We start from the raw sequence: 20738 nt of genomic DNA on the forward strand, positions 1-20738 counted from the left end.
GAGGATGCGGCGCCGCACCCCGCGCGGGACCCTCCAGATATCTGGAGGTACACGATGGGTTCCCCGCGAAACACTCTCCGTACGGGCTTCCCGTCCGGCAACGGGCGGCTGCCCGCCGGTGTGGCCTGGGTGGTGCTGCTGCTCGGGCTGTGGCTGTGGGGCGGTGAGCGGAGCGACGTACCCGCCGGGATGTCCGGGGCCGCCGCCGGCGACATGGCGGCGGCCGGGCGACCGCCCAGGACCGAACTGCCGCCCGCGCACCGCCCCCTGGCCGCCGCGGTGCCGCAGCGCCTCGACATCCCGGCCCTCGGCGTCCACGTACCGGTGGTGGCCGACGGGCACGGCCGGCCGGGCGCGGTCCGCTGGTACGCGGACGGGGTGACACCGGGGGAGCCCGGCACCGCGCTGATGGCGGGGTCCGCCGCCCTCCACCCCGTGGACGCGCTCGGGCCCGGCCGGAAGATCCGGGTGGCCCGCGCGGACACCGGGGCCGCCGAGTTCACCGTGGAGGACGTCCGGGTCCTCGCCCGCGAACGGTTCGACGCCCGGCGGGCCGCCGGGCCGCGCCACGAGGGACGGGCCGAACTCCGGCTGGTCGCCTGCGGCGAGGAACCCGACCGGGTCACCGGCGGCTGCACGGCCGACGCGATCGTCTCGGCGTACCTGACCGGAACCGGGCCCTGAACTCCGGACCCCACCTGCCCCGGCCGGCGACCCGCCCCCGGGGCCCCGCCAACCGGACCCGCCGACCGGGCCCTGAACTCCGGACCTCACCTGCCCCGGCCGGCGACCCGCCCCCGGGGCCCCGCCAACCGGACCCGCCGACCGGGCCCTGAACTCCGGACCTCACCTGCCCCGGCCGGCGACCCGCCCCCGGGGCCCCGCCGACCGGGCCCTGAACTCCGGGCCCCGCCTGCCCCGGCCGGCGACCCGCCCCCCGGGCCCCGCCGACCGGGCCCTGAACTCCGGGCCCCGTTCCCCGCCGACCGGGCCCTGAACTCCGGGCCCCGTTCCCCGCCGACCGGGCCCTGAACTCCGGGCCCCGCCGACCAGGCCCCGCCTGCCCCGGCCGGCGACCCGCTCCCCGGATGCCGCCGACCGGGCCGGCCCTCGGCCGCGCGGGACCCGGGCCGGCCGGGTCCGTGGGCGCGGCTCCGGAACGGAAGCCCTGCCGGGCCCGGGGGCGACCGGCGCCGGGTCCCGGACCGGTGGCGGTCCGTGATCCCCGCAGGTGGCTCCCCGCCACCGGGCGGTGCGGCACGGCCGGGAGCGCCTGGGCCACCGCGCTGTAACAGACGTCGGACAAGGTGGGGTTCGGCCTCGTGGGCGTCGCGGGACGTATGTCAGGATTGGGGCTCGGAGCACATGGAACAAGTGCACCCAAGGGGGGCTCGATGTACGGCAGCAGGGGGGTCAGGACGTTCGCCGGGGGGCGGGCGTCCGCGGTGGTGCTGGGGGCAGCGCTGCTGATGACCGGGTGTTCCTCCTCGGACGACAAGGGGGACGAGCCGGACGCCGGCGCGGGGATCACGCAGCAGCCGAAGGAGTCCGGCCCGTTCTGGGTCAACCCGGACGGCAACGCCGCACGGCAGGTCGCCGAGCTGGTGAAGGACGGCAAGAAGTCGCAGGCCGACCAGATCCGCAAGATAGCCCAGCAGCCCGTCGGCGAGTGGATCAGCCCGGAGAACCCCGAGGAGCAGGCCCGCGGCTTCACCGAGGGCGCGGACAAGGCGGGCCGCACCGCGCTGCTGGTCCTCTACAACGTCCCGCACCGCGACTGCGGCCAGTACTCGCAGGGCGGCGCCGCCGACGGCGACGACTACCGTGACTTCGTCGACGGTGTCGCCAAGGGCATCGGGGACCGTCCGGCGACCGTGATCCTGGAACCCGACGCGGTGCTGCACCTGGTGGACGGCTGCACCCCGGACGAGTTCCACGAGGAGCGCTACGACCTCCTCAAGGGCGCCGTCGCCAAGCTGAAGGGCCTGAAGAACACCAAGGTCTACCTGGACGCGGGCAACGCCGGCTGGGGCGACCCCGACCAGATCCACGAGCCGCTGAAGTGGGCGGGCGTCGACCAGGCCGACGGCTTCTCGGTGAACGTCTCCAACTTCTACTCCACCGAGGAGTCCATCGCCTACGGCAAGCGGCTCTCCGCCAAGATCGGCGACAAGCACTTCGTCATCGACACCAGCCGCAACGGCAACGGCCCCTACACCGGGGGCGCCGCGGACGAACGCTGGTGCAACCCGCCCGGTCGCGCCCTCGGCGAAACCCCGACGACGAAGACGTCCGACCCCCTGGTCGACGCCTACCTGTGGGTCAAGCGCCCGGGAGAGTCGGACGGCGAATGCAAGGGCGGCCCGAAGGCGGGCGAGTGGTGGGCGGACTACGCCCTGAAACTGGCCGAGGGATCCGGGTGACGGCGAGTTCCCCGTGCCCAAGGGGCGCGGGGAACTGCGCGACCGGCCACGACGGACCCGCGGACGAAGAAACGGCCGAGCCGCGCAGCGCTACGGCACCTTCACCCACTGCGCCTTGCTCGGCACACCCGCCCCGTCATTGACGAACAGCATGTACCACCCGGACTGAACCAGGTTCTTCCCCTCCGGCACCGTCACGGTGATCTTGTCCCCGTCGGCCTCGAAGTCCAACGCGATCGACCGCTGATCCACGTCCGTGACGTGCGTGGACGCACTCGGCCGGATCAACCGCACGCTCTTGACCGACGCCGCGTCCGCGGAGGTGAACGTGCCGGACCCACCGCGCTCGATGGTCTTCGGCCCGCCCGACAGGTCGGGCTGCTCGTTGTCGCCGTACAGGTACGGCGGCGTGTAGATCTCGATGCGCTGCTCGAACTCGCCCGGCTTGGTGTTCGCCTTGTCGGCGTAGAGCGAGTCGGAGCCGAAGACCATCAGGCGGCCGTCGGGCAACAGGATCGAGCCCGAGTGGTAGTTGCGGCCCACCAGCGGGTCGGCGACCCGCTTGAACTCGTTCTTCTCCGTGTCGTAGATCCTCGCCTCGAGGATGTTGGAGTCGCCACGGCCCCGGTAGTCCTCCGAGCCGCCCGTGACCAGCACCTCGTCGTTCGGCAGGATCGACGCCTGCGGGTAGCGCGTGCCCTTCTCCAGCGACGGGCCGTCGACGAACTTCGGGTCGTCGGCCTTGAGGTCGACGATCCGGGTCTTCTCGCTGGACAGCTCGGACTCGCCGACCCCGCCGCCGCCGATCACCATGTACTTCTCGTCCTGCGCGGGCGGCAGCAGCACCGTGCCGGACGTCTCCATCAGGTCGGGGTCGCTCAGCCCGGGGATCTTCTCGAACTTGTTGGTCTCCACGTCCCAGACGCCCGGGTCGCGGCCCACGTCGTCCGGTCCGTAGCCGGCGTTCGAACCCGAGTAGAAGACCTTGCCGTTCTGCATCAGGAACAGCGCCGGGTACGTCGGGAACTGGCGGACCTTGTCGGTGTAGGTCCACTCCTTGGTCTCCGGGTCGTAGACCTCGTTCTTGCCCGGGACCAGCTGGCCGATGTCGTCGAGGCCGGAGACGCTGAGGATCCTGCCGTCGCTCAGGGTGGTGAGCGTCGGGTACCAGCGGGCCTCCTTCATCGGGTCGACCTTGATGTACTTCTCGGCGACCGGGTCGAACTCGTAGGCGTCCCGGATGCCCTGGAAGTCCTTCTTGTCCAGGGCGAGCTTCTCGGCGATGCCGTACGTGTTGCGCGCATCGGCGCCGGACAGGCCCCGCACCTTGTAGTTGTCCTGCGTGCCGGTCTCGTACGCGGCGCCTTCCTTCTGCGCCTCGACGTAGATACGGCCGACGCCCGGGGTGTTGCCCAGGAACTCTCCGGTCGCCGGGTCGAACTCCTTCTCGGCGCGCGGGACGAGCACCGGGTCCTTCGAGACGAAGGTCTTGCCGTTCTCCTTGCCGGTGAACCTGGTTCCGGCGGGCAGGGTGATCGGCTTGTCCGGGTTCTCGTTGTGGACGATCATCAGGCCGCCGGCCTTCTTCACGTCACCCTTGAGCTTCTCGTACCGCTTGGTACCGCCCGCGATCAGCAGGTTGCCGTTGGCGAGCTGGGTGTGGCCGGTGCAGAACAGGTCGGTGGGCGTCGGCACCTTCTTGACGGTCCCCTTGACGGGGTCCCAGATCCGGGTGTCGTACTTCTTCGCGTCGAAGTTGTCCTGGTTGTTGCCCGAACCGGCGACGAGCAGCACCTTCCCGGTGCGCAGCAGCGCCGCGTGAATGGTGTTCTGCCGGTACTCCTCGGGGAACTCGACGATCTCCCACTTGCCGTTCGCGGCCTTGTACTCGGGCTGGTCGATCTTGTACTGGTGGTATTTCTCGGTGCTGAAGCGGTAGAGCCACGGCCCGTTCATTCCGGCCAGCGCCAGCACCACCGCCGTGCCTATCGCGATCCGACGGGCTCGACGGCGGCCTGCACGGTCCTTCATTCCTTACGTCCCCCAAGTCCACCAAGGGCGATCTGCATGGTCTGGTCGTTTCCGGGGGTGTCCCCGGTGCCTCCGGGTCCGCCGTGCGAGGCGGCCCAGGTGGGCCGGTCCTGCGGGGCGTGCTGCTGCGGCATCTGCGGCAGCTGCTGCGTGCGGGGCGCCTCGACGGCGTCCGGCTGCCCGCCCCCGGCGTGGGCGCCGGGCTTCTTCCGGTCCTGCCGCATGCCGTGCCGCCAGGCGAACATCGGCGCGGCGGTGATCAGCAGGGCGAAGGTCGCCCAGATCACCATCGCCGGGTGCGAGTGTCCGTAGACGAAGCCCGCGGTGATGGAGCCGGCGAAGATCAGGATGAAGTACCAGTGGTACCGGAAGGTCCCGAACCAGGTGTCCGGGCTGGCCGAGTCACCCTTCGGGGTGACCACGAACTTGCTCTTCCTGCGCAGGACGGAGTCGATCAGCGCCTTCGCGTACAGCGGCGCGGACAGCGCGGACATCACCATGCCGGCCACACCGCCGGAGCCCTCCGGCTCGTGCGGCGAGACGTTGTGCCGGCGGTTCCAGACGTACAGGCCGATCTGCAGGGCGGAGGCGTTGCCGTAGAGCATCAGCCAGACGGCCGGGTCGATGTTCACACCCGAGGCGCCCAGGCCCAGGAACAGCGCGCAGCTCATCGCCGCGAGGATCCAGTTCAGGGCCGACATCGGGTAGAAGATGATCATCATCGTGTAGTTGAAGAGCTTGCTCGGCGGGAGCGAGTACCAGCCCTTCCAGTACTGCTTGAGGATCGTCTCGTACGTACCGCGCGACCAGCGCATCTGCTGGGTGAAGAAGTCGGTCCAGGCGTTGGGGCCCTCACCGACCGCGAGCACGTCCGGGGTGTAGACCGAGCGCCACTTCCGCCCCGTCGCCGGGTTCTTGTGGCGGTGCATCTCGAAGCCGGTCGCCATGTCCTCGGTGATCGAGTCGTACAGACCGCCGATCTGCTTCAGCGCCTTGATGCGTACGGCGTTGGAGGTGCCCACGAACATCGGCGAGCCGTAGCGGTTGCCGGCGCGCTGGATCAGCGCGTGGAAGAGGAACTGCTGGGACTCGGCGGCCTTGGTGACGAAGTTGTCGTAGTTGCCGTACACCTGCGGGCCGATGACGAAGCCGACGTCCGGGTCGCGGAAGAAGCCGAGCATCCGCTCCAGGTAGTTCGGCATCGGCACGTGGTCGGTGTCGACCGAGGCGAAGAAGTCGTAGTCGTCGCCGTGCGCGTCCAGCCAGGCGTTGTAGTTGCCGTGCTTGGTCTTCGCGCGGTGGGCGCCCTTCTTCTGGTTCCACTTCGCGACGCCCTTGCGGGAGAAGTGGTGCACGCCGAGACGGGCGCAGACCTCCTTCACCTCGGGGTCGTCGCCCTCGTCGAGCAGCCAGACGTGCATCAGGCCCCGGTGGCGGATCCTGACGGCCGCCTCCAGGGTCTTCGTCACCATCTCCAGCGGCTCCTTGCCGGGCACGAAGGAGGTGAGGAAGGCGACCCGGGTGCCGGTCTCGGGCACCACCGGGATCGGGTCGCGGGCGACCAGCGTGGCGTGCGCGTTCGACAGCACGTTCATGCAGCGGAAGAACTCGATCAGGCCGATCGAGACGAGCATGACGATGTCGAGGGCCGGCAGCCACTCGAACTCCACGTAGTCCCGCTCGGTCCAGTGCGAGGGCTGCAGCAGCCAGAACAGCAGCACCAGCGACAGCACCGGGGCGGCGGCCAGCATCAGCGCGATCCGGATGCGGTGCGGCTCCTGCGAGATCAGCGAGCGGTACTGCACCTTGTACGGTCTGTTCGGATCGGGCTGGGTGAGGGGTCCCGAGAGCCGGCTGTAGTGCTCGTAGTCGTATCTCGGCAGCGCCTTCTTGATCCGGCGGAACGTCCCCGTGTTCCAGTTCCGATGGCCGGGCACCCTGAGCTGGGTGGTCTGGGACGGGTCGTCGTCCCTCTGGGCGCCCGTCGGCGTCGACGTCATGAGTCATCCCCCCAACACACGGCGGTCGCCGCGTGCTTCGTCGCTTCCTCACGTCCGGTCCGGTCCCCCTCGACCGTCACGGACGTATCAGTGGTAGACCGCTGTCACCACGTCACGCACACCTTATAGACACGGCACAGCGCTGTTCCGGTTGCATGATGCCCCCCTCGGCGTCGCTCCATGAAGCGGGACCCCTCGTCCCGCATCACCGGCAACCGGTTTCTTGCCCCCCAATCGCCGCGAACCCGCAGCAACTCGAAGGACCCAGGTTCTACGGTGCCCATCATGATCGCAAGGTGCGAAACACGGTGTTCACCGGTCATACGGGCCCATTGTGAATGCCCGGGGAGGCGTGGGGGGCCGATGTTGCATACGTGCGCCGAGTGGGTTGCGTTCAACGGCCGCGAGGGGGTATCCGGCCAAAAGCCGACGGGCCCCTCGTCTGCACGAGGAGCCCGTCCTGTCGGTGCGCCGCCAGGGACTCGAACCCCGGACCCGCTGATTAAGAGTCAGCTGCTCTAACCAACTGAGCTAGCGGCGCGCGCTGACGGCGTCACTCTACAGGACCCCGGCGGGTGCTTCCGACCGCCGGCCGTCCGGCCGCCACCCGTGGTCCATTCCGGGTACGGGCCCGGTCCACCGCCCGTACATCATTCGGACCGTCAACATGCGCGTGCGGAAGACAGTTGCGAAACTGACCGTCGTGCACGGACGTGACGGAATCGACCGGGAGTGTGAGGGGAATCGCATGGAGTCTCCGGTGTTCGAGGAGATCGATCCGGCGGACGACTGCGACTGCCCCGGCTGCGCGCACTGGCGACACGTGTTTCCGTATTCCCGGACCGGCCGCTTTCCCGGCCATCCGGCGGCGCACAGGACCGCTCTCGTCGTGGCCGCCGTGGCATCCGCCGCGATCGCCGCGCCCACCGCCCCCGCGGTCGCCGTCCCCCAGGCCCAGCGGCCCGCCGGCCCGGACGTTCCCGCAGGTGACGAGCCCGACACCCCGCAGGGGAGGCGGTCCCCGCTGTACGGTCCAAGCGGCCAGGCGGCCCCGCCCGCGAGCCCCGCACGCCCCGCGCGGGTGCCCGCGATCACCCGTGCGGACATCGTCGAGCGGGCCCGGAACTGGGTCACCCAAAAGGTTCCGTACGGCGTGGCCTCGTACTGGTCCGACGGTTATCGGCAGGACTGTTCGGGTTATGTCTCGATGGCCTGGCGACTACCCGGGAACGAATGGACCGGAAGCCTCGGGAAATACGCCGAAAGAATCACCAAGGACGAACTCCAGCCGGGCGACATGCTGCTGTTCCACAATGCGGCCGACCCCTACGGCGGATCCCATGCGGTCCTTTTCGGCGGCTGGACGAACACCACCCGCTCCCAATACGTCGCCTATGAGCAGACCGCGCCGCACACCCTCCGGAGGACCACCCCGTACGCCTACTGGAGCAACTCCGCGCGCTATGTCCCGTACCGCTACAAGGGGGTGAGCGACGGTGCGGCGGGGGCGGGGGCGTCCCCGCCGGCGGGGCGGATCCCGTTCCCCGGAGTGGCTTATTTCGGCCCCGGCGCGGAGAACGAGTACGTCGCCGAGCTCGGCCGGATGCTCGTCGCCCGCGGTGCCGGGCGGTTCTATCCCGCTCCCCCCGGACCGCGCTGGACGGACGCGGACCGCAGGGCGACCCGGGCGTTCCAGGAGGCCCAGGGGTGGCGGGGCGCGGCGGCGGACGGGCTTCCGGGGCCGCTGACCTGGGAGCTGCTGGTGACCGGCGGGGGCCGGGACTCCCTAAGCGGAGATTCCGCTTCCGCTTCCTCCACCCCGTCGTCCGCCTCCGCCTCGCACGGGGTGCCGGGCTATCCGGGCCGGGCGCTGTTCCGGCCCGGCGCCGTCGACGACCACGTCACGCGGCTGGGGAGGCAGCTGGTGCGGAAGGGGTTCGGCCGGTACTACACGAAGGGGCCGGGACCGCGCTGGAGCGAGGCCGACCGCCGCAATGTGGAGGCCTTCCAGCGGGCCCAGGGCTGGCGCGGCGGAGCGGCGGACGGCTACCCGGGCCCGGAGACCTGGCGGCGGCTCTTTCTCTCATGACGTCCCCGGAAGTGACCGATGTGACGCATCTGGCGCGGAGGCTGGAGGCACGCATGACCACGACGACATCCCCTGTCCCCGAGAACATCCCCGAGAACGCTCCCGAACACGTCCCCGAGCCCGGCGGCCCGGCGGACGACGGCCCGCCGGGCGGCCCGCCGGCCGCCCGGCCGGTCCGGCTCATCCACACCGAGTCCACCACCGAGATCCCCGTCCACCTGCTGTTCCGCGACGCCCCCGAGCCGGAGCCGGTGCGCCTGCGCCCGGCGGTCGTCGCCCGCCGGGCGGACGCGGACGGGAAGGCCCCACAGGGGCGGGGCACGGGGGAGCGGCCCCGGCCCGCCGTCCCGCGGATCGAACCCGAGCTGGTGGAACGGCCCGCCCGGGTGCTGCCCGGCGTCGCGGGGGTGCTCGCCGGCGTGTGCGGGGCGGCCGGCTGCGTGGCCACCTCGTGGTGGGCGGGTGTGCTGCCGCCGCCGGTGGCGGAGGTGTTCGGGCCGGTGGCGCGCGCCGGTGCGGCGGGACCCGGCCCCGCGCAGTGGGCGGCGTACGCGGGGGCCGGGGCCCTCGGCCTGTTCGGGTTCGGCGGACTGGCCCGCGGGCGGACCGGGCGGGCCTGGGTGCTCGGCCTGTTCGGCCGCTACCGGGGGACCGTCCGGCGGACCGGGCTGATGTGGGTCAACCCGCTGCTGCTGCGCCGCCGGGTCGACGTACGGCTGCGGCACTGGCGCGGTGAGCCGATGCGGGCGGCCGACCGCAGTGGGGTCGCGCTGCGGGTGGCCGTACTGGTGGTGTGGCGGGTGCGGGACACCGCGCGGGCGACGCTGAGCGTCGAGGACCATGAGGCGTATCTGCGCGCGTGCGTCGAGGCGGCGCTGGTGCGGGTGCCGGTGGCGGCGCCGGGCGCGGGCAAGGGCGCGGTGGAGGCGGCGCAGGACGCGCTGACCCGGCTGGTGGCGGCGGACACCGCGCCGGTGGGGGTGGAGGTGTTCGCGGTGCGGCCGGTCCGGGTGGAGTACGCGCCCGAGGTGGCCGCCGCGATGCACCGGCGCCGGATCGCCGCGCTGGACGCCCAGCACCGGGCGAGCGTGCTCGGCTCGGTCGTGGACTCGGTGGAGGACACGGTGACCCGGCTGACCGTGCGGGGGCTGGTGGAGCTGGACGACTACGAACGCAAGGTGCTGGTGAAGGACCTGACGGTGGCGTTCTGCGCGGGACGGGGGGACACGGGGCCGTGAACGGCCGGGGAACAGGCCCTGCGATTGGTATGGACATGTTCAGTCCGCGCCCATAATCTCAGACTTGGTCTAGACCTACCTGCACGGCTCACGGAAACTCCCCCACGTTCACCAGGAGCGGCAGCATGCGCACAAGGACCAAGATGTACGCAGCCGCGGTGGGACTGGCCACGACCGGAGCGCTTGTGCTCTCCTCCGGTGGTGCCAGCGGCCACGGCTACACCGATCTGCCGGTCAGCCGGCAGAAGCTCTGCCAGAACGGCTCGGTGACCAACTGCGGATCCATCCAGTGGGAGCCGCAGAGCGTCGAGGGCCCGAAGGGCTTCCCCGCCTCCGGCCCCGCCGACGGGCGGCTCTGCTCGGCCAACAACACGCCGTTCGCCCAGCTCGACAGCCCGAAGACCCCCTCGGGCGGCGCCTGGCCCACGACCCGGGTGTCCGGCGGCCAGAACTACACCTTCCGGTGGCAGTTCACGGCCATGCACGCCACCACCGACTTCAAGTACTACGTCACCAGGCCGGGCTGGAACCAGAACCACAACCTGGCCCGCTCCGACCTCAACCTCACGCCGTTCCTGACCGTCCCCTACAACGGACAGCGTCCCCCGCAGACGCTGTCGCACAGCGGCCGGCTGCCGTCCGGGCTCAGCGGACAGCACGTGATCCTCGCGGTGTGGACGGTCCACGACACGGGCAACGCGTTCTACGCCTGCTCCGACGTCACGTTCTGACGTTCCGATCCCCGCCCGGACACGTCAAAGGGCCTCTCGCTCCCACGAGAGGCCCTTCTCGGTGCGCCGCCAGGGACTCGAACCCCGGACCCGCTGATTAAGAGTCAGCTGCTCTAACCAACTGAGCTAGCGGCGCATGACTCCCGCCGTCCGCTTTCGCGGGCGGCGACAGGAAAAATAATACCCGGTCCTCGGGGGTGGTCCGCACCACCGCTAGAGCGTCAGCGACAGCAGCACCGGGGCCGCGTTGCGGTTGAGCGTGTCGGCGGCCTGGCGCAGGCGGTGGGCGTGCGCCAGGGGCAGGGACAGCGCCAGACAGCCCACCGAGGAGCCGACCGTGATCGGGACGGCCGCGCAGACCGTGCCGACCGCGTACTCCTGGAGGTCCAGCACCGGCACGGTGGACGGCTGCGCCGCCAGCCGGGAGAGCAGCAGCGTGTCACTGGTGATGGTGCGCGAGGTGAGCCGGGCCATCCTGTGCCGGGCGAGATGGTCGCGCCGGCCGTCGTGGTCCAGCTGGGTGAGCAGGCTCTTGCCCACCGCGGTGGCGTGCGCGGAGTAACGGAAGTCCACCCACTCGTTGACCTTCGGGATGGCCGGGCCGTCGGCGTACTGGGTGACCTTGACCTCGCCGTCGACGTACCGGCTGAGGTAGACGGCGGCGCCCACACGGTCGCGGAGCCGGTCCAGGGTGCGCTGGAGCTTCTCGCGCAGTGCCTCCTCGTGTCCCTCGGCGGCGCCCAGGCGGGCGAAGGCCGCCCCGGTGACGTACGCGCCGTCGGCGATCTGCTCGACGTAGGCCTCGCGGCGCAGCATCCGCAGGAGCGTGGTCAGTCGCTCCGGGCCGAGGCCGGTCTCGCGGGTGATGTCGGTGTCGGTGACTCCTGTGGTGTGCCGCGCCACCGTCTCCAGGACGCGCAGCGCGTCCTGGACCGAGTGGTACGACGCGGTCGGCTCGTGCCTCAGCGCCACGGTTTCCCCCTGCGCTCGCTCTTGGGGCCGCAATCCGGTCAGCGAATCCCCTCCACGATAGCCGTCGAACGGCCCCCGGGGAGCGGGTGTTGACGAGATCGCGGCCCCCTCATCTGCGGCGCCGACCCCCTGGCATATGCCAGGGGAATGCTCCATGGCGTGGACCTCGGGCATCGCCCTGCTCACGGCCCGTAGTTACAGCACCGCGCTGAGAAACTCCCGCGTCCGGTCGTGCTCCGGCTCGCTGAAGATCTTCTCCGGCGGACCCGCCTCGATGATCCGGCCCGAGTCGAACATCAGCACCTGGTCGGAGATGTCGCGGGCGAAGTTCATCTCGTGGGTCACACAGAGCATGGTGATGTCGGTGGAGCGGGCGATGTCCCGCAGCACGTCCAGGACGCCCGCGACCAGCTCCGGGTCCAGCGCCGAGGTCACCTCGTCGAGGAGCAGCACCTGCGGCCGCATCGCCAGCGCCCGCGCGATCGCCACCCGCTGCTGCTGACCACCGGACAGCTGCGCGGGGTGCTTGTCGAGGTGGTCGGTCAGCCCGACCATCTCCAGCAGTTCCCGCGCCCGCTCCTCGGCCGCGTCCTTGGACATGCCGAGCACGGTGACCGGGGCCTCGGTGATGTTCCGCAGCACCGTCATGTTCGGGAACAGGTTGAACTGCTGGAACACCATCCCGATCTTCTTGCGGACCTCGCGGACCTGCTTCTCGGGCGCCGGGAACAGCTGCTCCCCGTCGACGGTGATGGTGCCCTCGTCGGGCTTCAGCAGCGTCATCAGCAGCCGCAGGATCGTGGTCTTGCCCGAACCGGACGGACCGATCAGCGTGACGTGCTTGCCGGCGTCCACGGAGAAGTCCAGGTGGTCCAGGACGGTGTGGTCCCCGAACCGCTTGGTGACCTGCTCCAGACGGATCAGCTCGCCGTTGCTCCTCGAGTTCCCGGACTTCCCGGGATTCCCGGGCTTCTTGTCGAACGGGGCGTGGGTGTCAGTGGACAAGGCGTCGCTCCAGGGCTCGCAGGGCAAGGGAGGCCAGGTAGGAGATGACGATGAAGGCCACGCCGATCACCGTCAGGGGCTCGGTGAACTGGAAGTTCTGCTGGGAGAACAGCCGAGCCTCACCGAGCATCTCCAGCACGGTGATGGCCATCAGCAGCGGCGTGTCCTTCAGCATCGAGATGACGTAGTTGCCGAGCGCGGGCACCACCCTGCGCACGGCCTGCGGCAGGATCACCGCGGTCCACGTCCGGCGCAGCGGCAGGTTCAGCGCCGTCGCCGCCTCCCACTGGCCCACCGGCACGGCCTCGATGCCCGCGCGGTAGACCTGCATCGTGTACGTCGAGTAGTGCAGCCCGATGGCGAAGACACCGGTGGTCAGCGCGGAGAAGGTCACGCCCCACTCGGGCAGCACGTAGAACAGGAAGAACAGCTGCACCAGCAGCGGGGTGTTGCGGACGAACTCCGTCACCGCCCCGACCGGCCAGGTCACCCAGCGCGTCGGCACCCGCATCAGCAGAGCCCACACCAGGCCCAGCACGAACGAGATCAGCGAGCCGAGGGCCAGGATCTGCAGGGTGACCAGCAGACCCTCCCAGAAGTGCGGCATGAAGTCGGAGACCGCGCTCCAGTCCCACTTCATCGGACGGCACCCCCCACGTCGGTCGTCTCGGGCCGTTTCAGCTCCACGTCCGGGTCACGGACCGCGGCCTTGCCGACCCCCGCCTTCAGCTTCTTCTCCAGACCGCGCATGATCCGGGTGAGCAGGAAGGCGATCACGAAGTAGACCAACAGGATGTACGTGTAGATCTCCGCGCTCTCCTGCAGCGCCAGGCGCACCAGGTTGCCGCTGAACGCCAGGTCGCCCATGCCCATGACCGACACCAGGGCGGTGCCCTTGAGCAGCTCGATCAGCAGGTTGGAGAACGGCGGGATCATCTCCGGCACCGCCTGCGGCAGCAGGATCAGCTTCATCCGCTGCCAGGGCGTGAAGCTGAGCGCGATACCGCCCTCACGCTGGGCCGGGTCGACCGCGGCGAGGGCACCGCGCACGATCTCCGAGCCGTACGCCCCGTAGGTCAGACCGAGTGCCAGCGTGCCCGCCCACAGCGGCACCAGCTGCCAGCCGAAGGCCGGGGGCAGCACGAAGAACACCCAGAAGATCATCACCAGTGCCGAGGTCCCGCGGAACACCTCGGTGTAGAAGCCGGCGAGGAAGCGGACGATCCACAGCCGGTGGGTGCGCGCGACGCCGACCACGAAGGAGACCGCCGTCGCCAGCAGCGAGCTGAGGACGAGCAGCTGGACCGTGACCCAGACGCCGTCGAGTACGAGTTCCCAGAGCCCCGATGTCATCCGCCGCACAACTCCTTCGCGGTCAGATCCGTCATCTCGTCCTCGGTGAAACCGAACGGCTTGAGGATGCGGAGCAGTTCGCCGCTCTTCTTGAGCTTGCGCAGTTCGGAGTTGAAGGCGTCCCGCAGCTTCGTCTCGGTCGGCCGGAAGGCGAACGCGCCGCCGTCGACATGCGGCTCCCCGTCGACGATCGGTTTGAAGGCCTCCGTGACCTCCGCCTTGCTCGACTTCTTCACCACCTCGCGGGTGGTGAGGGCGGTCCCGGCGAAGACATCGGCACGTCCGGCCTCGACGGCGTTCAGGCCGGCGACCTGATCGGGGACGATCAGGATGTCACTCTCCTCGTACCCGGCCTCGACGGCGTACGCGATCTCCGCGTACCCGGTGCCGGTGGCGAACTTCGCCTTCTTCTCGACGACGTCCCGGTAGTCGTGCAGACCTTTCGGATTGCCCTTGCGCACGATGAACGAATCGAGCATCTGGTAGTCGGGGTCGGAGAAGACGACCTGCTCACAGCGCTCGGGATTGACGTACATCCCGGCGGCCACGACATCGAACTGCTGGGAGTTCAGCCCGGGTATCAGCGAGCCGAACTCGGTGGGCACGGGCTGCACCCGGTCCACGCCGAGCCGTTTGAAGATGACCTTGGCCAGCTCCGGCGCCTCGCCGGTCAGTTCGCCGTTCCTGTCGATGTAACCGAACGGGATCTCGCCGGCTATGCCCAGGCGGACGACGCCCGCCGCCTTCAGCCGGTCCAGCAGGTCACCGCCGCCCGTGGCCGCCGCCGTCGGCACGCGGGAACAGCCCGCGGCACCCAGCGCGCCGAGCGCCGCGACCCCCGCGAGCAGCGACCGACGTGAGGGCCCGGAGGCTTCTCGGAATCGTCTCAGTGGTTGTAGTGGTGGAGCCATGGCGGCGCAGCTACCCGAAGCGATGCGGGTTATTCCGGCCAGTTTCAGCCCCGTTCGGCGGTCCGGCGGTCTTGACCGGCGCGGGACGATGGAGGACATGGCAGACCGATATCTCGAGATCTCCCTGGTCGAGCGTGGAATCAGCTGCACGGCCCGACTGCTCGACGACCGGGCGCCGGTCACCTGCGAAGCCGTCTGGAAATCCCTCCCGCTGGCCGGCGACGTCTACCACGCCAAGTACGCCCGCAACGAGATCTACGCCCTCTTCCCGCCCTTCGCGGACGCGGAACCGCCCCTGGAGAACCCGACCGTCACCCCCATTCCGGGCGACCTGTGTTATTTCTCCTTCGCGGGCGCCGAGTTGGGCACGAAGTCCTACGGCTACGACCGCGAGGTCAGCCCCGGCACGACGGTCGTGGACCTGGCCCTGTTCTACGAGCGCAACAACCTGCTCCTCAACGGTGACGTGGGCTGGGTCCCCGGCATCGTCTGGGGCCAGGTGGTGGAGGGGCTGGACGCCATGGCCGACGGCTGCAACGACCTGTGGCGCACGGGTGCGGCCGGGGAGACGCTCGGCTTCCGGAGGGCGCCGTAGCCGCGCCGCGGCTGCGGGCAGTCCTGCCTCCCCCAGTGCCCGAACGGCCTGGGAGGTACCCCCAGGGCGGCACGGGTGGGCGGTGGGGGCACCTCCCGCTCGAGCGCGGCCGAGAGTGGGGGAGGCACCCCGCAAGCGCCGGGCGGCGCGACCCTCCCCCGCCCAGCCCCACGCCGGCCACTACTCGACCGGCGCCCCGTACAGCGCGTGCGCGGCCCGCAGCACCAGATCGTCGCGGTGGCGGGCGGCCACCAGCTGCAGGCCGATGGGCAGCCCGTCCCCGTCGACTCCCACCGGGACGGTGGCCGCGGGCTGCTGGGTCATGTTGAAGGGGTACGTGAACGGCGTCCACCCCGTCCACCGCCGGTGCCCGGAGCCCTTCGGCACCTCCGCGCCCGCCTCGAACGCCGTGACCGGCAGGGTCGGGGTGACCAGCAGGTCGTAGGTGTCGTGGAAGCGGCCCATCCGGCGGCCCAGGTCCATCCGGACGTCCACCGCGGCCAGGTAGTCCAGCGCCGAGTACCGGGCCCCGGCACCGCGGATCTCCCGCAGCCCCGGATCGAGCAGCTCCCGCTGTTCCCGGGCGAGGTGCTGGGTCACCCGCGCGGCACCGGCGAACCACAGGGTGTGGAAGGCCTCCACCGGATCGGTGAGGTCGGGGTCGGTCTCCTCCACGTACGCGCCGAGCCCGGCCAGCCGCTCCACCGCCCGCCGCACCGCCGCCGCGACCTGTGGACGTACCGCCACCTGCCCGCCCAGCGACGGCGAGTACGCCACCCGCAGCCCCCGCACCCCGCCCGCGAGCCCTGCCGGGAAGGACCCGGGCGCCGGTCCGAGCGCCGACCAGTCACGGGAGTCCGGGCCGCCGATCACCTCCATCAGCAGCGCCGCGTCCGCCGCGTCCCGGGTCATCGGACCCACGTGCGCCAGCGTGCCGAACGCGCTCGCCGGATACAGCGGCACCCTTCCGTACGTCGGCTTCAGCGCGAAGATCCCGCAGAACGCCGCCGGGATCCGGACGCTGCCCCCGCCGTCCGTGCCCAGCGCGAGGGACCCCGCGCCCAGCGCCACGGCCGCCGCCGCGCCCCCGCTGGACCCGCCCGCCGTACGCGTCGGATCGTGCGGGTTGCGCGTGACACCGCTCAGCGGGGAGTCCGTCACCCCCTTCCAGCCGAACTCGGGGGTGGTCGTCTTCCCCAGGAACACCGCGCCGTGCTCGCGCAGCCGGGCCACCGACGGCGCGTCCTCGTCCCAGCGGCCCGCCGCCGGATCGACGGTCCGCGAGCCCTTCAGGGTCGGGGCGCCGCGCAGCAGCAGGATGTCCTTCACCGTGACCGGCACCCCGTCCAGCAGCCCGCACGGCTCACCGCGCCGCCACCGCTCCTGGGACGCGGCGGCCCGCTCCAACGCGTCCTCGGCGAACAGCCGGACGAACGCGTTCACCTCCGGCTGGATCTCCTCCGCCCGCCGCAGCGCCGCCCGGACCACCTCCACCGGGCCGAACTCGCCCCTGCGGTAGCCGTCGAGGAGTCGTACGGCGGTCAGCTCGGTGAGCTCGGACATCCGGCCTCCTGGATACGTCAGTGACCCGGTACGTACCCGCGCCGTTTGTCGACCACGTTCACCAGCGGCCTGCCCGCCGCCCACAGCTCGAACAACTCCACGAACTGCTCGCCGAGTTCGTCCCGCCAGCCGGCCGTGTCCCCGCTCATGTGCGGCGACACGATCAGATCCGGGAGGTGCCACAGGGGACTGTCCGGGGTGAGCGGCTCGGTGTCGAAGACGTCCAGTGCGGCGCCCGCGATCCAGCGCCGCCGCAGCGCCTCGGCCAGCGCGTCCTCCACGACCAGCTGTCCCCGGCCGACGTTGACGAAGTGCGCGGACGGCTGCATCACGCCGAAGCGGCGGGCGTCGAACATGCCGCGCGTCGACTCCGTCAGCGGTGCGGCGGCGATCACCCAGTCCGCGCGGGCCAGCAGCCGGTCGAGGTCGTCCGGGCCGTGCACGCCGGCCCGCGGGGTGCGCCCGACCAGGGCGGCCCTGACGCCGAGCGCGGTGAGCGTGCCGGCGATCGCCCGGCCGATCGGCCCGGAGCCGACCACGACGGCACGGGTCCCGGCGACCTTGCGGGACTCCCGGTGCCGCCAGGTCCGCTCCCGCTGGAACCGGAGCGTCCGCGGCAGGTCCTTGGCGAAGGCGAGGACGAGGGCGGCGACGTACTCGGCGATCGGCCGGTCGAAGATCCCGCGCGCGTTGGTGACCACCGTGTCGGAGGCGGCGAGTTCCGGACAGAGCAGATGATCCACGCCCGCGCTCGCCGTGTGCACCCAGCGCGGCCGGGGCCCCTCGCCCGGCCAGGCGGCACGCACCGCGCGCGAGGTGAAGTCCCACACCAGCAGCACGTCCGCGGACGGCAGACGCCCGGCGAGCGTCGAGGCGTCCGCGTGCTCCACCCGCACCCGGCCGGTGAGCCGGCCGAGACGGGGGAGCGGATCGGCGTCGAGCACGAGCAGCGTGGGGGTGGTCATGAGCCGCCTTCTCGGGGTTCTCGTCAGCGGGACGGCCGGAGTCCGGGATGCGTGGATTGACCACGCTCGCACCCCAGCCTACCGTCGTCAACACGGGCGTTCTCACGATCCGTTGTGTGTTCCTCTCCCAGTGTGAGGCCGGTGCCGGCATGGACGTCTCCTTTCTCGGCGGCCCCGGCCCGCAACGCGGTGTCGGTGTCGTCGCCCCCTTCGACTTCGCGCTGGACCGCGAGCTGTGGCGCTGGGTGCCGGACGAGGTGTCCCTGCACCTGACCCGCACGCCGTACGTGCCGGTCGAGGTGAGCCTCGACCTCGCCCGGCTGATCAGCGAGCACGAGACCCTCGGCGACGCGGTGCGCACCCTCGCCGCGGTCGCGCCCGAGGTCGTCGCCTACGCCTGCACGTCGGGCAGCTTCGTCGGCGGGATCGTCGGCGAGCGCGCGATGTGCGAGGCGATGAGCCGGGCCGGCGCGGTCCCGGCCGTCACCACCTCCGGCGCGCTCCTCGAGGCGCTGGTGGAACTGGACGTGCGCCGGGTCGCCCTGGTCACGCCGTACACCGTGTCGGTCACCCGGGCGCTGGAGGGCTATGTCGCGCGGGCCGGCGTCACGGTCACCGGCTGCGCGTACATGGGCCTGACCCGGCAGATCTGGAAGGTCACCTACCGCGAGGTGGTGGACATGGCGCGGCGGGCGGCGGTGCGCGGCCGGCTCGGCGCGGCGGACGCGCTGTTCCTCTCCTGCACCAATCTGCCGACCTACGACGTCATCCCGCAGCTCGAAGCCGAACTGCGCATACCAGTCATCTCGGCCAACCAGGTGACCATGTGGGCGGCGTTGCGCCGATTGGGTACCCGGGCGATGGGACCGTATCAGGCGCTGATCGACGCGTCGGCACGCTCCGGGGCCGTACTGCCGGGCCGGACGTCCGGCTCCGTACTGCCGGAAGTGTCTGAAGCGTCGGAAGAGAAGCAGCAGGAAGGCTGGACATGACCGCACTGGGATTCCTCTACCCGGACCACTCCGCAGAGGACGACTATCCGCGTATCGAGCAGTTGCTGGGCAGCGACATCCGGGTGGACCTGGTGCACACCGACATCGGTGAGGACGCGCACCGGGTGGACGCGCTGCGGGAGATGGGCTCGCCCGAGCGGCTGGCGGCCGGCCTCCAGCAGCTGCGCCTCTCCGGCGCCGAGGCGGTGGTGTGGGCCTGCACCAGCGGCAGCTTCGTGCACGGCTGGGACGGCGCCCACGAGCAGGTGCGCGGCCTCGCCCGGGCGGCGGGCATGCCGGCGTCGTCGACGTCGTTCGCCTTCGTGCACGCGGTGCGGGAGGTCGGGGCGCGGCGGGTCGCCGTCGGCGCGACCTACCCGGACGACGTGGCCGTGCTCTTCGCCGAGTTCCTGCGGGCCGGCGGGGTGGAGGTGACCGGGGTGCGCGGCTCCGGGATCGTCACGGCGGCGGAGGTCGGCGCCTGGGGGGAGGAGGAGCTGTTCGCGCTGGCCCGCGCGGCCGACACCCCGGACGCGGACGCGCTGCTCCTGCCGGACACGGCCCTGCACACGATCGCCCACATCCCCGCCCTGGAGAAGGAACTCGGCAAGCCGGTCCTCACCGCCAACCAGGTCACCGCCTGGGAGGCCCTGAGGCTGGCGGACCGCAGGGTGAACGCTCCCGGGCTGGGGGCGCTGTTCACACAGGAACCGATCGTGCAGGTCCAGGCCTGAGTACAACCTTGATCGACTCATGGCGGTCCTACTCCCGTGAGCCCTGTACCGCGCCCCGGTGCGGGGCGTCGAATCTCGGATTCAGGGAGTCATCATCACTGTGAGAGCCACCGTCGTCCGCCGTACCGTCCTGACCGCTTCCGCCGCCGCCCTCGCCCTGCTGGCCACCGCTTGTGGCGGCGGTGACGAGAAGGGCGGGAACGGCGGGGACAAGGCGGCGAAGGGCGACGCCGCGGCCGGCGCTCCGGCCGCGAAGGCGCTGACCGCCGCCGAACTGGAGAAGCTCGTGATCGCCTCGGCCGACCTTGAGGACCACAAGGTCACCGAGCCGGGCAAGGACGCCGTCTCCGACCCCGGCACCCTCTCCGTCGAGCAGGCCGAGTGCGAGCCGGTCGCCCAGGCGCTGGCGTCCGTGCCGACGGGCAAGCCGGCGGCGAGCGCCCAGCGGCTCGTCACCCAGGAATCCGAGGCGGCGAAGAAGGGCATGCCGGACCTCGCGGGGCTGACGGAGAAGGAGGCCGAGGAGGCGATGCTCGACTCCCTCGACATCACCAAGACGATGACCTCCCTGCGGTCCTACGACGCCGACGGCGCGGAGCGGACCCTCGCCGCGCTGCGGGAGGCCGGCAAGAAGTGCGCCGACGGCTTCGCCATGTCGATCGACGGTGAGAAGCAGCAGGTCACCAAGGTCACCGAGGAGAAGCTCACGGCCGGCGAGGACACGGTCGCCTGGACGGTGGGCACCAAGCTGGACGGCACCTCCGCCGACACGAAGGTCGTCGTCTTCCGCCAGGGCACCACGCTCGCCGGATTCTCGTCCTTCAACATCGCGGCGGTCGGCCGGGGCGAGGCGTTCGAGCAGCCGACCGCCGTCATCGAGGCGCAGGAGGCCAAGCTCGGCTGATCCGTGCCCTGCCGCGGACCGGGTGACGTTCCCGTCCCGGTCCGCGGGGTCCGCGGAGACGGTGCCGTGAGGCGGACACGGAAGAACCCCGGTCCCGCTGGAGCGGGGCCGGGGTTCTCGTCGAGCGCCGGGCAGGCCTTGCACCTGCATCTCCCCGCAGGAAGCGGGGCGTCTTTCCTTGGACCACCAACGCGCGATCACTGTCGGGGGCGACCCCCTCAGCGAGCAGGAT

The 20738-nt window shown here is 71.1% G+C and carries 18 protein-coding genes and 2 tRNA genes; 9 read left to right on the forward strand and 11 right to left on the reverse strand.

The window, feature by feature from the left end; translation table 11 throughout:
* The first annotated feature begins 54 nt into the window (after positions 1–54).
* On the forward strand, positions 55–684 hold the full coding sequence (locus ACH4VX_RS19615; protein WP_398368666.1) for a sortase domain-bontaining protein: 630 nt from the start codon (positions 55–57) through the stop codon (positions 682–684).
* A gap of 710 nt (positions 685–1394) precedes the next feature.
* The gene (locus ACH4VX_RS19620; protein WP_398368667.1) at positions 1395–2423 is read left to right on the forward strand and encodes a glycoside hydrolase family 6 protein; all 1029 of its coding nucleotides are present in this window, start codon (positions 1395–1397) and stop codon (positions 2421–2423) included.
* A 90-nt stretch (positions 2424–2513) separates the two neighbouring features.
* Here the strand turns inward: ACH4VX_RS19620 and ACH4VX_RS19625 are convergent, their stop codons facing one another.
* The 3 genes from ACH4VX_RS19625 to ACH4VX_RS19635 form a co-directional block, all read right to left on the reverse strand.
* Positions 2514–4454 carry a galactose oxidase-like domain-containing protein gene (locus ACH4VX_RS19625; protein ID WP_398368668.1) on the reverse strand — a complete coding sequence of 647 codons (1941 nt, stop codon included), beginning with the start codon at positions 4452–4454 and terminating at the stop codon, positions 2514–2516.
* Positions 4451–6454 (reverse strand): glycosyltransferase family 2 protein, encoded by a 2004-nt coding sequence (locus ACH4VX_RS19630; protein ID WP_398368669.1) that lies wholly within the window; start codon positions 6452–6454, stop codon positions 4451–4453. The genes ACH4VX_RS19625 and ACH4VX_RS19630 overlap by 4 nt, the downstream gene beginning before the upstream one ends.
* Before the next feature lie 467 nt (positions 6455–6921).
* Positions 6922–6995, reverse strand: a tRNA-Lys gene (locus ACH4VX_RS19635).
* Between the two features lie 207 nt (positions 6996–7202).
* Here ACH4VX_RS19635 and ACH4VX_RS19640 point away from each other — a divergent pair.
* The 3 genes from ACH4VX_RS19640 (at position 7203) to ACH4VX_RS19650 (ending at position 10512) form a co-directional block, all read left to right on the forward strand.
* Entirely contained in the window at positions 7203–8543 is a 1341-nt protein-coding gene (locus ACH4VX_RS19640; protein ID WP_398368670.1) for a peptidoglycan-binding protein, read from the forward strand.
* A gap of 53 nt (positions 8544–8596) precedes the next feature.
* Complete coding sequence (locus tag ACH4VX_RS19645) at positions 8597–9781, forward strand: SPFH domain-containing protein (RefSeq protein WP_398368671.1); 1185 nt, start codon at positions 8597–8599, stop codon at positions 9779–9781.
* Positions 9782–9906: 125 nt separating this feature from the next.
* A complete protein-coding gene (locus ACH4VX_RS19650; protein WP_398368672.1) occupies positions 9907–10512 on the forward strand; it encodes a lytic polysaccharide monooxygenase in 606 nt (201 codons plus the stop codon).
* 62 nt (positions 10513–10574) lie between these two features.
* Here the strand turns inward: ACH4VX_RS19650 and ACH4VX_RS19655 are convergent.
* From ACH4VX_RS19655 to ehuB, 6 genes are all read right to left on the reverse strand, one after another.
* A tRNA-Lys gene (locus tag ACH4VX_RS19655) sits at positions 10575–10648 on the reverse strand.
* Positions 10649–10725: 77 nt separating this feature from the next.
* Positions 10726–11484, reverse strand: coding sequence for an IclR family transcriptional regulator (locus ACH4VX_RS19660; protein ID WP_398368673.1), 759 nt, complete (start codon positions 11482–11484; stop codon positions 10726–10728).
* A 195-nt stretch (positions 11485–11679) separates the two neighbouring features.
* Complete coding sequence (gene ehuA / locus ACH4VX_RS19665; RefSeq protein WP_398368674.1) at positions 11680–12489, reverse strand: ectoine/hydroxyectoine ABC transporter ATP-binding protein EhuA; 810 nt, start codon at positions 12487–12489, stop codon at positions 11680–11682.
* Positions 12479–13129, reverse strand: a complete 651-nt coding sequence (gene ehuD, locus ACH4VX_RS19670; protein ID WP_398368675.1) for an ectoine/hydroxyectoine ABC transporter permease subunit EhuD — start codon at positions 13127–13129, stop codon at positions 12479–12481. Before ehuD ends, ehuA begins: the two co-directional genes overlap by 11 nt.
* Complete coding sequence (gene ehuC / locus ACH4VX_RS19675; protein ID WP_398368676.1) at positions 13126–13842, reverse strand: ectoine/hydroxyectoine ABC transporter permease subunit EhuC; 717 nt, start codon at positions 13840–13842, stop codon at positions 13126–13128. Before ehuC ends, ehuD begins: the two co-directional genes overlap by 4 nt.
* Positions 13839–14753, reverse strand: a complete 915-nt coding sequence (gene ehuB / locus ACH4VX_RS19680; RefSeq protein WP_398368677.1) for an ectoine/hydroxyectoine ABC transporter substrate-binding protein EhuB — start codon at positions 14751–14753, stop codon at positions 13839–13841. The genes ehuC and ehuB overlap by 4 nt, the downstream gene beginning before the upstream one ends.
* Before the next feature lie 97 nt (positions 14754–14850).
* Between ehuB and ACH4VX_RS19685 the strand changes: the two genes are divergently transcribed.
* Complete coding sequence (locus ACH4VX_RS19685; RefSeq protein WP_398368678.1) at positions 14851–15348, forward strand: DUF3830 family protein; 498 nt, start codon at positions 14851–14853, stop codon at positions 15346–15348.
* A gap of 180 nt (positions 15349–15528) precedes the next feature.
* Here ACH4VX_RS19685 and ACH4VX_RS19690 read toward each other — a convergent pair whose 3' ends face one another.
* The gene (locus ACH4VX_RS19690; protein ID WP_398368679.1) at positions 15529–16911 is read right to left on the reverse strand and encodes an amidase; all 1383 of its coding nucleotides are present in this window, start codon (positions 16909–16911) and stop codon (positions 15529–15531) included.
* 17 nt (positions 16912–16928) lie between these two features.
* Complete coding sequence (locus tag ACH4VX_RS19695) at positions 16929–17876, reverse strand: D-2-hydroxyacid dehydrogenase (protein ID WP_398368680.1); 948 nt, start codon at positions 17874–17876, stop codon at positions 16929–16931.
* A gap of 149 nt (positions 17877–18025) precedes the next feature.
* Here ACH4VX_RS19695 and ACH4VX_RS19700 point away from each other — a divergent pair, with 149 nt between their 5' ends.
* The 3 genes from ACH4VX_RS19700 (at position 18026) to ACH4VX_RS19710 (ending at position 20506) form a co-directional block, all read left to right on the forward strand.
* The gene (locus ACH4VX_RS19700; protein ID WP_398368891.1) at positions 18026–18868 is read left to right on the forward strand and encodes an aspartate/glutamate racemase family protein; all 843 of its coding nucleotides are present in this window, start codon (positions 18026–18028) and stop codon (positions 18866–18868) included.
* Entirely contained in the window at positions 18865–19602 is a 738-nt protein-coding gene (locus tag ACH4VX_RS19705; protein ID WP_398368681.1) for an aspartate/glutamate racemase family protein, read from the forward strand. The genes ACH4VX_RS19700 and ACH4VX_RS19705 overlap by 4 nt, the downstream gene beginning before the upstream one ends.
* Positions 19603–19702: 100 nt before the next feature.
* Positions 19703–20506 carry a hypothetical protein gene (locus ACH4VX_RS19710; protein ID WP_398368682.1) on the forward strand — a complete coding sequence of 268 codons (804 nt, stop codon included), beginning with the start codon at positions 19703–19705 and terminating at the stop codon, positions 20504–20506.
* The last annotated feature ends 232 nt before the right edge of the window (positions 20507–20738 follow it).

This window comes from Streptomyces sp. NPDC020731 (genome assembly GCF_044334705.1).
Taxonomy (GTDB): domain Bacteria; phylum Actinomycetota; class Actinomycetes; order Streptomycetales; family Streptomycetaceae; genus Streptomyces.

Coding starts and splice junctions, on each gene's coding strand:
- ACH4VX_RS19685 (WP_398368678.1), top strand. CDS start 14,851: ATGGCAGACCGATATCTCGAGATCTCCCTGGTCGAGCGTGGAATCAGC.
- ACH4VX_RS19700 (WP_398368891.1), top strand. CDS start 18,026: ATGGACGTCTCCTTTCTCGGCGGCCCCGGCCCGCAACGCGGTGTCGGT.
- ehuC (WP_398368676.1), bottom strand. CDS start 13,842: ATGACATCGGGGCTCTGGGAACTCGTACTCGACGGCGTCTGGGTCACG.
- ACH4VX_RS19625 (WP_398368668.1), bottom strand. CDS start 4,454: ATGAAGGACCGTGCAGGCCGCCGTCGAGCCCGTCGGATCGCGATAGGC.
- ehuB (WP_398368677.1), bottom strand. CDS start 14,753: ATGGCTCCACCACTACAACCACTGAGACGATTCCGAGAAGCCTCCGGG.
- ehuD (WP_398368675.1), bottom strand. CDS start 13,129: ATGAAGTGGGACTGGAGCGCGGTCTCCGACTTCATGCCGCACTTCTGG.
- ACH4VX_RS19615 (WP_398368666.1), top strand. CDS start 55: ATGGGTTCCCCGCGAAACACTCTCCGTACGGGCTTCCCGTCCGGCAAC.
- ACH4VX_RS19695 (WP_398368680.1), bottom strand. CDS start 17,876: ATGACCACCCCCACGCTGCTCGTGCTCGACGCCGATCCGCTCCCCCGT.
- ACH4VX_RS19705 (WP_398368681.1), top strand. CDS start 18,865: ATGACCGCACTGGGATTCCTCTACCCGGACCACTCCGCAGAGGACGAC.
- ACH4VX_RS19650 (WP_398368672.1), top strand. CDS start 9,907: ATGCGCACAAGGACCAAGATGTACGCAGCCGCGGTGGGACTGGCCACG.
- ACH4VX_RS19645 (WP_398368671.1), top strand. CDS start 8,597: ATGACCACGACGACATCCCCTGTCCCCGAGAACATCCCCGAGAACGCT.
- ACH4VX_RS19640 (WP_398368670.1), top strand. CDS start 7,203: ATGGAGTCTCCGGTGTTCGAGGAGATCGATCCGGCGGACGACTGCGAC.
- ACH4VX_RS19620 (WP_398368667.1), top strand. CDS start 1,395: ATGTACGGCAGCAGGGGGGTCAGGACGTTCGCCGGGGGGCGGGCGTCC.
- ACH4VX_RS19690 (WP_398368679.1), bottom strand. CDS start 16,911: ATGTCCGAGCTCACCGAGCTGACCGCCGTACGACTCCTCGACGGCTAC.
- ACH4VX_RS19630 (WP_398368669.1), bottom strand. CDS start 6,454: ATGACGTCGACGCCGACGGGCGCCCAGAGGGACGACGACCCGTCCCAG.